Source organism: Paenibacillus residui, from assembly GCF_042677205.1.
Lineage (GTDB): Bacteria > Bacillota > Bacilli > Paenibacillales > NBRC-103111 > Paenibacillus_L > Paenibacillus_L residui.
The window spans coordinates 116,219-130,167 of sequence record NZ_JBHTIU010000008.1 but is presented as its reverse complement, the minus strand read 5'-3'; the positions used below and the strand labels follow the sequence as shown (position 1 = coordinate 130,167).

Annotated in this window: 15 protein-coding genes; 3 read left to right on the top strand and 12 right to left on the bottom strand. The window is 48.8% G+C overall.

What is annotated here, in order from left to right; translation table 11 throughout:
• Window positions 1–62: 62 nt before the first annotated feature.
• On the bottom strand, window positions 63–542 hold the full coding sequence (gene larC, locus ACFQ03_RS02600) for a nickel insertion protein (RefSeq protein WP_379285883.1): 480 nt from the start codon (window positions 540–542) through the stop codon (window positions 63–65).
• Between the two features lie 355 nt (window positions 543–897).
• The gene (yunB, locus tag ACFQ03_RS02595) at window positions 898–1,677 is read right to left on the bottom strand and encodes a sporulation protein YunB (protein ID WP_379285881.1); all 780 of its coding nucleotides are present in this window, start codon (window positions 1,675–1,677) and stop codon (window positions 898–900) included.
• Window positions 1,678–1,862: 185 nt separating this feature from the next.
• Here yunB and ACFQ03_RS02590 point away from each other — a divergent pair, with 185 nt between their 5' ends.
• On the top strand, window positions 1,863–3,056 hold the full coding sequence (locus ACFQ03_RS02590; protein WP_222126571.1) for an MFS transporter: 1,194 nt from the start codon (window positions 1,863–1,865) through the stop codon (window positions 3,054–3,056).
• 195 nt (window positions 3,057–3,251) lie between these two features.
• Here the strand turns inward: ACFQ03_RS02590 and ACFQ03_RS02585 are convergent, their stop codons facing one another.
• Window positions 3,252–3,710: a MarR family winged helix-turn-helix transcriptional regulator gene (locus ACFQ03_RS02585; RefSeq protein ID WP_144932546.1), complete on the bottom strand. Its 459-nt coding sequence runs from the start codon at window positions 3,708–3,710 to the stop codon at window positions 3,252–3,254.
• 548 nt (window positions 3,711–4,258) lie between these two features.
• On the opposite strand from ACFQ03_RS02585, the gene ACFQ03_RS02580 reads away from it, so the two are divergent.
• The gene (locus tag ACFQ03_RS02580; RefSeq protein WP_379285878.1) at window positions 4,259–4,828 is read left to right on the top strand and encodes a hypothetical protein; all 570 of its coding nucleotides are present in this window, start codon (window positions 4,259–4,261) and stop codon (window positions 4,826–4,828) included.
• A 377-nt stretch (window positions 4,829–5,205) separates the two neighbouring features.
• Here the strand turns inward: ACFQ03_RS02580 and ACFQ03_RS02575 are convergent, their stop codons facing one another.
• On the bottom strand, window positions 5,206–6,006 hold the full coding sequence (locus ACFQ03_RS02575; protein WP_379285876.1) for a TrmH family RNA methyltransferase: 801 nt from the start codon (window positions 6,004–6,006) through the stop codon (window positions 5,206–5,208).
• 10 nt (window positions 6,007–6,016) lie between these two features.
• On the bottom strand, window positions 6,017–6,676 hold the full coding sequence (locus ACFQ03_RS02570; protein ID WP_144932440.1) for a potassium channel family protein: 660 nt from the start codon (window positions 6,674–6,676) through the stop codon (window positions 6,017–6,019).
• Window positions 6,677–6,898: 222 nt separating this feature from the next.
• On the opposite strand from ACFQ03_RS02570, the gene sspI reads away from it, so the two are divergent.
• Entirely contained in the window at window positions 6,899–7,105 is a 207-nt protein-coding gene (gene sspI / locus ACFQ03_RS02565; RefSeq protein WP_144932443.1) for a small acid-soluble spore protein SspI, read from the top strand.
• Between the two features lie 181 nt (window positions 7,106–7,286).
• Here the strand turns inward: sspI and ACFQ03_RS02560 are convergent, their stop codons facing one another.
• From ACFQ03_RS02560 to ACFQ03_RS02530, 7 genes are all read right to left on the bottom strand, one after another.
• Window positions 7,287–8,009, bottom strand: a complete 723-nt coding sequence (locus ACFQ03_RS02560) for an MtnX-like HAD-IB family phosphatase (RefSeq protein ID WP_379285874.1) — start codon at window positions 8,007–8,009, stop codon at window positions 7,287–7,289.
• 143 nt (window positions 8,010–8,152) lie between these two features.
• A complete protein-coding gene (locus tag ACFQ03_RS02555; protein WP_379285872.1) occupies window positions 8,153–8,905 on the bottom strand; it encodes a YheC/YheD family protein in 753 nt (250 codons plus the stop codon).
• Complete coding sequence (locus ACFQ03_RS02550) at window positions 8,902–10,056, bottom strand: glycosyltransferase family 4 protein (protein WP_144932452.1); 1,155 nt, start codon at window positions 10,054–10,056, stop codon at window positions 8,902–8,904. Before ACFQ03_RS02550 ends, ACFQ03_RS02555 begins: the two co-directional genes overlap by 4 nt.
• Before the next feature lie 370 nt (window positions 10,057–10,426).
• Window positions 10,427–10,630 (bottom strand): twin-arginine translocase TatA/TatE family subunit, encoded by a 204-nt coding sequence (locus ACFQ03_RS02545; RefSeq protein WP_144932453.1) that lies wholly within the window; start codon window positions 10,628–10,630, stop codon window positions 10,427–10,429.
• Window positions 10,631–10,646: 16 nt separating this feature from the next.
• Window positions 10,647–11,381, bottom strand: a complete 735-nt coding sequence (gene tatC, locus ACFQ03_RS02540; RefSeq protein WP_144932454.1) for a twin-arginine translocase subunit TatC — start codon at window positions 11,379–11,381, stop codon at window positions 10,647–10,649.
• A 30-nt stretch (window positions 11,382–11,411) separates the two neighbouring features.
• On the bottom strand, window positions 11,412–13,133 hold the full coding sequence (locus ACFQ03_RS02535; RefSeq protein WP_379285869.1) for a GMC family oxidoreductase: 1,722 nt from the start codon (window positions 13,131–13,133) through the stop codon (window positions 11,412–11,414).
• Window positions 13,134–13,153: 20 nt separating this feature from the next.
• Window positions 13,154–13,930, bottom strand: coding sequence for a gluconate 2-dehydrogenase subunit 3 family protein (locus ACFQ03_RS02530; protein ID WP_144932456.1), 777 nt, complete (start codon window positions 13,928–13,930; stop codon window positions 13,154–13,156).
• Window positions 13,931–13,949: the final 19 nt, after the last annotated feature.

Here is a 13,949-nt window from a genome sequence, read left to right as displayed (position 1 = left end):
ATTTTTTTCAAATTATTACCATTATACCTTAGCCCCTTATCAGGAGTAAGAGGAGAATTTAGTTACAACGATTTTTGACTGATATAGATCGCCCTGACGTACTCGTATACTTGTTTGATCGGAATTCCGTGTTCCCGCGCGGCTTTGGCGCAATCTTCATGCTCCGGGGCAAAATGCACAAGCTTTCCGGCTTTATACCCGGTTTTTACCGTAATAGCCCCCCAGGGAGTGGAAACCTTCTCGAAATTTCTGCCGAGTCTGCTGCAGGATACGGGCATATATCGCAATCCGAGCGTTGTCGTTTCCTCGAAGATGACGGTTTCTATTTCCGACAATAAGAGTCCGTCCGTTAATACATTTAACATCAGGCCGGGACGCCCTTTTTTCATAAGAATAGGAATCCAGTAGACATCGTTCGCTCCCTTCTCCAGAAGCCTGTCCGTGATGTAGGGACAGTACTCCGGATTCATATCGTCCAGATTCGTTTGAATGAGCACCATCCCATCATCCCGGTGCTCTTGCCCATGATCGAATTTCTTCATTCTGTCAGCCATCCTTTGTCCCATCGACCCGTAACGATCGCTTTTTCCCAAATTATAGCCTTCCCCGGCTTACTATGTAAATGCTGCCTCCGGAACCGAAAGCAGATTAAACATTCCTTGAGGTCATGTCTGTGTGACAATTATTAATTTCATCGGGAAAATAATGCCCATAAACAAATAACAGGAGTACCTTTAGATGGCACCCCTGGGGAAATATTTGGAAAAAGCCCTAACGGCAAATTAACAGCACTATTTGCGTGAACGGGCAAGGAAGAATGATACTGCGAAAAAGAACCCCGCCGTTTCTTGTATATTCCGCCCATACTGCTTAAACGGCCAGAAGGCCAGCACCCTGTTACAGCTTGTTGGCCGATTCGGGAGTGACCGGCTCCGTCCCGCCCTCCGCTGTCCCTGCCTGGCTGGGCTGCGGTACAGGAAGCGTAACGCTCGGCGGAAGAGGAGGTGATCCGCCCAGAGGATTTCCTTTGCTGTCCACATAATACATCGGAGTATCCCCAACGACCAGAACATAGGAAATGGGAATTTCCGTCTCAACGATTTCATGCTCCGAATCGAACGGAATAATGATGGCCACATCGGCGATCACCCGAACGTAAACCTCCACCAGCACCATATTAATCCCTACATTTTCAGAGCGTCTGCTCAGCTCCACCTGAACACTTCCTTGCGGAACGAGCCGAATTGGAATATCCGGACCGAAGGACGCGATAATCGCGCTGTTCATGGCCATCCCCAACGGAATATGCTCGGGGATGCTTCCCAGATTGGTCAGAGCGGATTGAACTTTATTAATGGCATCCGCCTGTATTTTCATATGCTCGGCATAATTTAGCATAAACCCGCTCACCTTGCCGTTATTATCGTATCTCCACTCAATCAATCTATTGAGATCGGTACCTTGGGAGATCCGGTCGGTAATGGCCGCGTTGATGGATTGTGTTGCGATCTGCTTCATGCGGACGGAAGCCAGGTGGAAGAGCGGCGGCTTCAGATTCCTCTCAATATAAACGAAGGTTTGCAGTGTAAACAGAAAGATTAGAATCATCGTGATGAGGAATGTTCTTCTCAAGCTTGCTTTACGCGGATTCCGGCTTCTCCATCTGCGCCTTCGCATCCCCTTCCCCCCTTGTATATAGGCATATCCCTCTAACTAATCTATGCCTTACGCAGCCAAAAAAGAAGGACTCGTTGTCAAGATGACTTCCTTATAGTGTCCGCAATAACCGCCAAACCTGCTATAATAGGTAAGAAAACCCTACTATTGGAGCCGCAGCTCCCTTTTTTAACCTGGAGGAAATGATGAGAGCACTGATCTACTTGATTATTCTCGTATCCTTCCTGGATACATTCGTACAGCTTCCGATTATCGGGCCCTATGCCAAAAGCCTGGGAGCCGGATCGCTCGCTATCGGTCTTACAATCGGAATGTACTCGCTATCGAATATAGCCGGCAATGTCGTTGCAGGACAATGGATTGACCGTATCGGAGCCAGAGTTGTGCTTATTATAGGGATGGCCATAACAGCGGCTGTACTCTTGTTATACCTAACCGTTAATACTCCGGAGCATCTCATTGCCGTTCGTTTTTTACATGGTCTTACAGGGGGGCTTCTGACACCATGCGCGTTTACTCTCGCTTCTTCGAGAGCTTCGATGAACCGTCAAGGAAGGGCTATGGCCTTGTCTGGCGCTTCCGTCGGACTGGCAGCGATTATAGGTCCGGCGTTGGGAGGAATCCTTAAAGCGAAGTGGGGAGTAGATGCGGTGTTTATTGTAACGTCTGCACTGCTTGCCGTCTTCTCGATTATTGCCTGGACGATGCTACCCAAGAAGCAGGCAGCACAGACGGAGCGGACAAGAGTGGAGCGCCAGTACTGGTCGGAAACCATTAAAGCGTGGAAGCCGCTTCTTGGCAACCGTCATGCCGTAACCGCCTATGCCGGGGCTTTCGCCCTTCTGTTCGCCATGGGCGTGCTTACCTTCGCTCTTCCGCTCAAAACCGATGAATTGCAGCTGCCGGCGCAATCTGCCGGAATGCTGCTCAGCACCTTCGGATTGGTGGCGATTCTCGTGTTCGTGCTGCCATCCAACCGGATGTTCGACCGGCTGCCCCCTTTCCGCCTGCTGATGATCGGACTGGTTATCGTCATTGCTTCTTTGCTTAGCCTGTCCATAGTATCCAGCCTCGGAGGTTTATATTTCATTATGGCTGTGTACGGAATAGGCTACGGACTGATATTCCCTTCGACCAGCGCGCTCTTGGTCAAGCATGTCCGCCAGGAGGACCGGGGGAAGGCCTTCGGCTTGTTCTACGCCTTCTTCTCGCTCGGGGTGGTGGCGGGATCATCGGCCGTCGGCGCCTTGACGGCCGACCCGGACACAGCCTTGGCTATCGCATCGGGCACTTTAACGGTGCTGTCGGGCTTGCTGTTCATCCTTTACAAAATCATCCCTTCCAAAGCAAAGCTTTCGGAACGCGAGGCTAAGCTGTAACAAAACGAAACGCCCTATTCGGGCAAAAAGAAAACAGTCCGGGCACAACCCGGACTGTCTCGGTTATAAAATGGATCCGTCGGATGGCTGTTTCGTTTCCGAATTTAAAAGTCAAACTTTCCCCTCTGCCCTTCTCTCGAACTCCCTTGTCCCTCAAGCCTTTTTTCAACGGGTTTCCATATCTGTAGTGCAATATTATCCTTGGTTCAGCTTCTCGGTCTCTTGTTTAAATACCTCTGTACTCTTCATAATATACTCTTGGATCAATTTGTTTTCTTCCGGACTGTAAGCAGACATTACTTCGCTCATAGCTTGTCCAAACGATTGAAAAATCGGCCCTAATTCAGCTCCCACTTTTCCAAAATTGGCCTTAATAATAACCTTTCTCCTGTCTTTCGGATCTCTTTCCCTGTAAACAAAATCTTTATTTTCAAGTCTATCGACCACTGTTGTAACCATTCCAGTCGATAACCCCGTTTTTAATGCGATCTCCCCGGCAGTAAGTCCTTCCACGGGGATAAGCCCTAACACTTTGTAGTCCGTTAAATTTAAACCAACTTTTTCAGCAACGGTCTGGTGGAACATAATTAAAGCAAGACTAAATTGTTGTCCTAAATTGACTGCATTATGCTCATTCGCAGGATTATTTTTCATTGACAATCAGATAGCCCCTCCCTATAATGAATTTATCCCCAAATTAGAGATACTCTATTATGGAGGTAAATTAAACCTTGTTTTTATTGTGCTTTATAATCGGAAGGAATGACAAAGTTGTTCGAGGACATCTTTTACAACAGTATTTTATATCCTGCCATGGAAGGATTGCGAGTACTGATCTGGTCATACGCATTTTATTTCACCTTTGCCATCGTATTTCTTCTCTCCATTCCTATAGCTATTATGCGGTGTTTTCAAAGCATAATCAAACACACGAATAAAACCTTCGCTTTTATTGAAAGCATGGTATGGATATTGAGTATATCACAATATGTGCTCACCTATTGCCTTATTTTCGGGTTCCTCAACTTGGTCATAATTATTGCAATGAATATGTCTAAAAAAATGTTCGAACACGTTCCAGCTATCGATTCCATTCAAAAAGTTGCGGTTTTGGGCATAAAAAATCTGTTCATTATTCCCGTTAGTATCATTTATCTTTTAAACATTGTACAGATAATCTGATCGTTAAACGAGGTGATCTTATGGGATTTTCTGATCTTATGCGTTATGGAAAATATGGTCTCCATACACTTTTTTCCTCCGTCTTGTTTTTTTACCGCCATCTCTCCCTGCTCATCCTTGCACTTATCCCGTCTTGTATCCGTGCATATCAAATGTGGAATCAGCTTCAAGTACCCATGGTATTTGAAATTTTAGTGGAATTGACAAGAATCGTATTGTTTCTGCTCATGCTTTGCCTTATGACTACTGGAAATTTGACAAGTTTGTGGCGGAAGAGGTTTTGGCAGAGGCTTGGGGATTCTTGTTCCTTGCATCTGAAGAAAAATTGGCCCTGCTTCTTTCTTGCTCAAATCGTGATATTCCTTGTGTTCTTATATGGCCTAGGAAATTTAGCTATTATCGTCATCGAGAATCTTTCTTTAACCCCAATCCTCGACATTTTAGATATCAATTCGGTTGAACATTCAGCACAATCCGCATATAATGCCTACCTGTTCTTTTTGAAAAATATGAGCGTTATACCATTGGCCATGGTTTACATTCTTATCATGTTAGGAGTAGGACCGACCAACCATAAAAGGCTAGATTAAAATAAGATTGGAGAAGTGGGCACCAAAATAGGCATTCTGACATTCGTAAAAATAGACGCTTGACGAGCAGGTCTCATTTAGAAACGAAATGAGATAAAAATTCGTGTTCAGAAGGGCAGGATAAAATGTCAGGCGAACGCTGAGATCAGTGTTTTAAAATCCGAGCAAGAGCTTGGGAAAAAAACTTGAGCAAAGCACTCATCACATCCCCTAACCCGTTGATCACCTGGGTTCATGCTTAAAGGATGAGAAATCCCTGCTTTTGATCGCCGCGGAGGATGAAAAAAGACTGATGAAAGGATCGAGTAAAAACAGATCCCCCTCCAGTCTTTTGTATTGTTTGGGTACTAATTTTATCTTAGTCGGTTGGACAGGAATTATATTTGCTGAAAAGACCGCTGTCGAAGCGCCTCGTACAGAAGAATGGTTCCGGCCATGGCAACATTCAACGATTCCGCACGGCCCCGCATAGGAATGATTACGTTATGATTGGCCAGACGGCTCACCTCTTCCGAAACCCCTGCCCCTTCGTTGCCGAGAATGATCCAGGTCGCCTGTCTGAAGTCGGTTTCGTAGCAGGTCTTGCTTGCATTCAACGAAGTATTCAGCAGTTGAATGCCTCTATCGCCCGCTTTGCGAAGCAGCGGGGCCAGCTCTGCCTGCACAACGGGCAGATGGAACAGCGATCCCATAGTGGCGCGAATGGTCTTCGGGTTATACAAGTCCACGGTGCCTTGTCCGAGCACGACTCCGGAAGCGCCGGCAGCATCGGCCGCCCGAATGATGGTCCCCAGATTGCCGGGGTCCTGAATTCCATCCACGACAACGACCAATCCGTCCGATAACGACAGCAGCCCTTCGGCCGATTCTTCCCTCTTCCTGACAATAGCAGCGACGCTTTGCGGCGTTCGGGTATCCGTCACTTTGGAAAGCACCGCTTCCGTAACGGCTATCCATTCCTCCCGCCCCGCACGATCGTTGTCCTTGAGCTCCGGCGGAAGGCCGCGTTCCATGGAATAAAGCACCATCTCGACCGGCTCGTTCGAACGCAAAGCCTCCTGTACCAGATGCGTGCCCTCGATCAAATATTTATTCTGCTCGTCTCTTCCCTTCCTGCCAAGCAGCTGCGCCCACTGCTTAACCCTCAGGTTATTAACTGATGTAATTTCGTTGGTCATACAGCCTCCGTTACTTCGTGAACGTTTTCTCGAATTCGACTAAATCCTCGTTCTTCCCTACGACGACAAGAACATCGTCCTCCTTGATCGCATCTTCAGCATGAGGTGCAATATTCATATGGGTGCCTGTTTTGATAGCCATCACATTACAGCGATATTTGGCCCGGATATCCAACTGCAGCAAACTTTTGCCGATCATCTGGGGAGACGCTTTAATCTCCACGATGCTGTAATCATCGGATAATTCAACGTAATCCAAGATGTTGGGAGAGATCAAGTGATGAGCGACCCGATTTCCCATATCCCTTTCCGGAAAAATGACCTTGTCCGCGCCGATTTTCTTCAGCACATTGCCATGCAAATCGTTCTGCGCCTTGACAATAATCTTCTGGATGCCCAGATCTTTGAGAATCAGGGTAGTCAGAATGCTGGATTGAATATCCTGCCCGATAGCTACGACAACGACATCAAAATGATGGATTCCCAGCGCCTTCAGTGCTTCTTCATCCGTGGAATCCGCTTGAACCGCTTGGGTCACGAAGGCACTCATTTCCTGTACCTTCTGGCCGTTGGAATCGACAGCCAACACATCATACCCGGATTTCGATAAAGACTTGGCCACACTCGAACCGAAGCGGCCCATTCCGATAATGGCAAATTGTTTTTTCATCGCTACCGCTCCTTTAGCTTCTTCCTAGAATTATACCATACCGTAGGGATCCATACATAAAAGGGGGTGCCTAAAGACATATTAATAACAATTCCCCCTAAAGCAGGCTTCGTGGCTTGCTTCATCCCCCACTTTTATATATGGTAAATGGTTCGGCCTTTAGATAGGGCAACTTTTGTGGTTGCTCGCGACGAATCTTACGACAACGGAGGTTTTCTCACGATGAATATCGACTTAAGGCAGGCTATTGTGCAGCGAGTACAGGGCAAATCGACAGAAGAACTGACGGATGTGATTGAAGGTTCGATTGACAGCACGGATCAGGCCCTTCCCGGGTTAGGCGTGTTATTTGAAATTATTTGGAAAAATACGGATGAACCTACCCATTCCACTTTGGTTCAAGCCCTTAAGGATCATCTTCCCCAGTAGAGTTCTTTCCTGACACACGAAAATGCCAAAAATAAAGACTCCCGGTCAACGCACGCCTCTCCTGGCGCGCGTTGCGGGCCTTGGGTCGGCAACCCGACATGCCCAACGCGAGAGTCTACTATTGTCCTGTTTAAGTTCAAAACTATTCTACTCACTCATCATTGAACGGGAAGCGATAAATTTATTCTTCAAACAGGCAAAAAGTATTAGGGACCATCCGTTTGCCCGAGGCTTCTCCGGATAGGAACTTATCCAGATCCGGTTCTATAACTTTCAGCACGTCATGGAAGGTTTCGAACGGAAAGTAGGCCTCTCCCGCTTCTTCGAGGTAACCGGCCAGCCTTGCTCTGGCAAAGATCCAATCGGCAAAACCCGAACCATAATAATCACTCGTTCCGTCTCCGATATATAGCACATGGTAGCCTTCCTGCTTTAATTTCCGCACCACGTCCGCCTTGCAGCAGCCGCACCATTTGCAAGCTTCATTTTCATTTTGGAAATCAAGCCTGTACCCTCCGTCCTCCGTATAATAAATCGGATTCGATATGATTTGCTCCACCTGATAATCGAACTTCCGGATGATTTCCCGGATATAATATTCCATTCCATCACTCAGTATCGTGACAGGGATACCATGCTTACGGCAAAAGTCAAGAAAATCCGCAGCTCCCTCCCGCGGATTTATCTGTCGGATCACATCGTCCACCAATGATTTGCGGTCTGCCAGAAAGGAGTAGCTCGTTCTCGCCACCTCCATGGAACCGACCTGACCGGCATCGAATTGGCGGTAAGCCTCCACCACTGCCGGTTCCTTCTCGACCTCGGCTGTTTTCATAAGCAAATCTCCGACATCCTGCTGCATTAAGGTCCCGTCAAAATCGGTGACAACGGCCAGCTTAGACATTTCTTCTCCACCCATTTCGTTTATATTGAAAGCAACGTCAATTTGTCCTTATCATACCACATCCAGACCCCTTATAGTTTCATAAGGAAATAGATGGAGAGAGCTTTTCAAATTTTTCAGACGCATAAATCGAAGTAGACAGGCTATCGGATTCTTTTATAGGCCCTGGCATACCTTAAAATTTTGAAGTAGGCTTTTCGGTTGGCCAATTTTCTGAAAATATAAGGGTCCGGCCGGAAATTAACTTCCAAAATCCAGGGATCTAAATCTTTGCCGATGGCGATATCGACCCCGATTTCCTTCAATCCGGGAAAATGTTTATACAGTTGTATGGCCGCATCCGTCCCCAGCTTGGCAAGCCGTGCCATATACTTCTCCCTCTCGGCAGGGCCCATGTATCGGCTCAGAAGGACGTCAACCGTCTTAAGCGTCCCTCCATTATGATAATTCGTTACTACCTTCTGAGGATGAGCCACCCTTCCCATCATCCCGGTGGTCTCCCAATTCTTCGCCGGGTTCCTCTGCACCATTACGCGAATATCGAAGGGACGCTGCTCATGGCTTAAGAGCCTGATTCCCTTCTGAACCAAATAGCGCTTCTTCCCGGTTTGTCTTAACAGATTAGCATACATATCCGTATAAGAACCGAACGTCCATCTGCGCTTCCCTCTTTGAAAATGAAACCGGAGTCTACCCTCGGCCTCTTCCTTCTCGACTCGGATGACCCCGATACCGAAGGTTCCGAAATTAGGTTTAATATAAACCATACCGTATTTATTCAACATTTCCTGCAGGCTGTCCCTGTTCATCCGCCGGGTTTCGGGAATGACCGGGCGAATCTGTTCGTTCTGCAGCAGGATGGTTGTCTTAAGCCATTTGTTCGCTGTCAGTTTCACCGCGCTTCCTCCACCTTTGACTTAACATTGGACCTGTAATAAAGATCATACAGATTGATTAAATGACCTGCTGATGTTTTCCAACCAAACCTCTTGACTGCATCCTCCCTCGCTTGCTTGCCCAATTGCTTCCCCCATTCCCGGTGACGGGCAAGATAAGCAATCCGTGCGGCAAACGCTCTGTAGTCCTGATAATGATCGACCAACAGTCCGTTATGTTTGTCCCGGATAATTTCCCCGATTCCCCCGATATTAGAGGCTATGCAGGGAAGCCCGGTAGCCATCGCCTCTACGTTTACCAGGCCGAAGGCTTCATGCTTTTGCGACGGACAGACGAAGCAATCGGCCATCCAATACAGCTTGTGCATTTGCCGATGCGACAGCTGCCCCAAGAACACGACCGGGACCCGGTAATGCCGGGCGAGCTTCTTTAATTTCATCCCGTAACCATGCACCTGGCTCTTCCCTGCCACTACCAGTTTGATTTCGGGAACTTCATTTCGCGCCATGCGGATAGCGCGGATCAGCAGGGGAAGTCCTTTGCGCGGAATCAGTCTCCCTGCGAAGGCCACGGTGAATGATGCCGCTAGCCCGTATCGGTTTTTCAGATCCATTTTTTCTGCCGGTGTCGGCGGCCGAAACCGATTCAAGTCCGTTCCCAGCCAAACTTTCTTAATTTTGTTGTGAAGGCGGGGGAACCGTTCTTTCAGCCTATTCTGTAAAGACAAGCTGTTGGCAACTATCAAATCGGCTTTGGACAAACAGCGGAACGCCAGCTCACGTGAAATTCGGGGGGCGGAAACAAATGTCAGCGAATGCAGGAAAATGGACACGGGCGTATTAGGAAATTGCCGCTTTACCCGAGGGAGAAAGAGAGGGCGGTTATCTACCTGCACCCAGTCAAAGGTATGGCCGGCCAATCTTCTGAGGACATGGTTTAAATAATTGCCCGGACTTCCTCCCGGAACCCTGATGATCGTTAGATTTCCGTCTTTAGTTAAGGCGGGATAGCCGGTATGTTCGCGGCTGATGATCGTTACCTGATGGCTGGCGGACAGCTCTTTCGCAATATGGTGAATCGAAATTTCCACCGATCCCCCCAATACCGGAGGAACCGGGATTTGTTCCGGGGCGATAATTAACAGATGCAACAGACGGCACCTCCTTAACCGATATCGGAGACGGCATCCGGTATCAGAGATTCACTGCTCGCGTTCCTGTACACGCGGCCTTTACTGTACTGGTATATAGAGCTTTTTTACTCCAATATCATATGTGTGCATACCCGCTGATGCACTGGACAACTGACAGTGCATGACCAAGACCCAAAACCCCAAGAAAAGTGACGTTTTGCTTCGTATCCGCGGTAAAGCCTGCAATTCTGCACGCTTTGGGCTGTTTGATCCCGTGTCCGCGGTAAAGCCTGCAAAAACACATCTTTTTTTTCATTCCAAGGGAGATCAAGCCATTTTATAGGTAAAAAAGCCGCCGATCACAGGGATCTGCGGCTTTTATTCCTTGTCACTTAAGCAATTTAAGTTCGTCCTTCTCCTGGCGGACCACATTATCCTCGGTATCGTCGACCATTCCTCTAGTCGAATTGCGGAACTCACGCAGCGTATCGCCGAAAGCTCTTCCGAGCTGCGGAAGCTTGGCCGGCCCGAAGACAATCAGGGCAATGGCCAGGATAATAATCAAGCCGGGAATCCCTACATTATTGAACATTTGATTAACCTCCCCTTTACTGGGTATTGGTTGACAGTGTTGCTAGTCTTCTGTAGTAATGGCCTGCCAAGGCGGCGCTGATTTCGAACAAGGCAATTAACGGAATCGTCACGGACAGATGCGAGATGAAGTCCGGCGGCGAGATCAGCGCCCCTACGATCGCAAGCCCGACATAAGCATATTTCCGGGTTCCCTTGAGCCTCTCCGGAGTCAACAGCCCAAGCCGTGTAAGAAACAGGACGACAACGGGCATTTCAAAGGAGACCCCCATCGGAAAGACGACGTTGAACAGGAAGGAAAAGTAACGATCGATCCCGTAAGTCTCCATTGCCCCGATCGAGGCGTTCATCGTTTTCATAAACCCGACCATCATCGGAAAAACGACATAGTAGCCGAAAACGGTGCCCGTAAGGAAGAGCAGGAAGGAGGCCGGAACGAATGCAAGTGTTCCTCTGGCCTCCGCATCAGTCAGACCCGGCCTGACAAATGCCCATATTTGATACAGCAGCACCGGAAGAGTGAACAGGATCGCAAACAGAAACGCGCACTTCATGTAGACGAACAGCCCGTCCGTCAACGAGAATACGTTCCACTCGATGCCGCTGGCGCCCGGCCTGGCTTGAACATAGCGCAATATGGCGGGAGATAAATACAACCCCGCGCACATGGCGCCCAACAAGACCGTCGCGACCACGATCAATCTCTTGCGTAGCTCGGTCAGATGAACGACCAGATTTTCTTTTATATCCATTCTACCCCTGTCCTTCAACAGAACAGAGCCCTATACGAGAGATCCGCCCTGCTGCAAGTATTTGAGAATGCCTTCCGAAGCCCGGTATGCCAGCGCCCCAATTGTGCCCGTCGGATTGTATCCGCTGTTATGGGGAAAGGCCGATGCTCCTACGACAAATACATTATCCGCATCCCACATCTGCAAATAGGAATTGACTGCAGAAGTGCTCGGGTCCGCCCCCATCACTACGCCTCCCGTATTGTGCGTGGACTGATATGGGACGATATCATAGTTGCTGATCGCTTTGGACGTTTCCAGCTTGGTCGGATTCATTTCCTTCATGACCGCTTCGGTTTTGGTTGAAATAAAATTGACCAATTCCCGATCCTGATTCTCAAAATCATAGGTTAATCGAAGCAGCGGCAGTCCGTATATATCCTTGTAGGTCGGGTCCAAATCCATATAATGATGCCTCCATGGCATATTGGCCCCTTGAATACTGACTACAAGCATGCGGTTGGCGTATTTGATCGACATCTGCTTAAATTCCTTGCCCCACTTCGGAGTGCCGCTCGGCGTCGGATTGCTGGCGATCGGCCGATTTCCGGTTTGGGTGAAGCGAATATTCGCCCCGTGAATGAAATTCAGGTCCGAATGGTCGAAATTGTCTCCGTTGAAATCGTCGAAGCAGCTTCCTAGCGCCCCTGCCCCCATATAAAGATTAAACTCCCTGTCATCATAGAAGCCGTAAGCATTCCCGCCCGTAATCTGGTACGCGTAGTTTCGGCCGATAACACCGGTTCCGGAAGCCGGATCATACGGTTTGCCCAGCTTGGAGAGAAGAAGCAGACGAACGTTGGAGAATACATAACTGGCCAGTATGACCAAATCCGCCGGCTGCTCGAACTCTTCTCCGGTTAACGTATTGATGTAAACGACACCGCTTGCCCTCTTGCCGTCGTGAATGATCCGGGTCACATTGGAAAATGTGCGGATTTCCAGGTTGCCGGTGCTCTGGGCTACGGGAAGCACGGTTACGATAGGATCCGCCTTCGCGCCATATTCACAGCCGAACCGTTCACAGAAAGCGCAGTATTGGCAGGCAGCACGAGTAATGCCGTCCGGATTCGTATAGGTTTCGGATAAATTGCCTGACGGAATGACATAGGGATTGTATCCCAGCTTTCTCGCGGCATCCTCGAACAGCTTCATTCCCGGGGTTTTCTTCATCGGCGGAGTCGGGAACGGGCTGGAGCGCTGGCCGACCATTGGGTTTTGCTCGGGTTCACCGCTGATTCCGGCCATTTTCTCATATTTGTCAAAGTAAGGCTCCAACTCGTCGTAGGTAATTCCCCAATCCTGGATAATCATGCCGTCCGGAATTTTATTCTTTCCGTAGCGCTCCACCGTCTTGGAATAAATCTCAAAGTCATAGGGGAGAAAACGGTAGTTTTGCCCGTTCCAGTGAACCCCTGCGCCCCCGATTCCATCTCCCATCAAGAAGGAGCCGTAGGATCTCATCGGCAGGGCCCGCACTTTTTCCGTATTGCGGAAAGTAACCGTCTCCCTGGACAGATCCTGCATCAGCTCATACCGTTGAGCGTAGCGCAGTTCGTCATGCACCATGAAATAATCTTCCGTCTTCCGCGGTTTACCCCGCTCCAAAGCAACTACCTTATGTCCCGCTTTGGTCAACTCCGAGGCAATGATGCCTCCCATCCAACCTAATCCAACGATTACAATCGGTACCTTTGGTAATGTAGTAGCCACTTGCATGTCCCCTTATCTAGTTAGTGACTCATGTGATCATGGAGGCTCGCCGGCTCCATCTTGATAAATTCTTCCTTGTCGATGACATCGGCATAGCTCATCTGATTGCCGGGATAATTGCGCATCCTCCAGCCGTCCATATTTTTGTTGCCGCCGTATAGCGGATCGGCATAAGCTCCTTCCAGAGTCAAGGAGCGCAGCAAATTAAAGAAAATTTTGCTCGACATTCCGTGAAGCTGGACTTCTTCTCCTTTTTCAAATACGGTCAGAACCTCGTCCTGCTGGGCCTCGTCCAGATCCGCGAAAGCCTTGCTGTACTTCGTTTGGCAATAATCTTTCAGCGCCTGCAGCCCCAAAGTGAATATTTCGTGGCGTTTAAACCCGGATTGGTATCCTTGGGTCGCCTCTGCCTTGAAGAATGGACCTATCATATAATCTCTGGCGTTCATACCCCACGGACCGGCCAGTTGGTGGTCGATATAATACGCGACCCCCAATTCAATAGCGCCGGGCCCCAGCTCGTCCTTCGGAAAAATACGTTCCGTTGCTGCCTGGGTCAACTGAAATTGCTCCGTATTAAGGAACATCAGCGCCTGATTATAATCCTTGACCGGCGGCTGCTCCGTCTGGCCCGGCTGCTGTGGTGCCGTTTCCTTAGGAGCGGTCATTGTCGATCCGATCACTCCGCCAATCACTCCGCCGGCAACTACTCCGCCAAGAGCCGCTCCGGAATATTTCAGGAACTGTCGTCTGGATTCATCGCGCGGGGCGCTTTTATTATGTTTTTCCTCTGCCATCCTGACACCTCCAATTGCC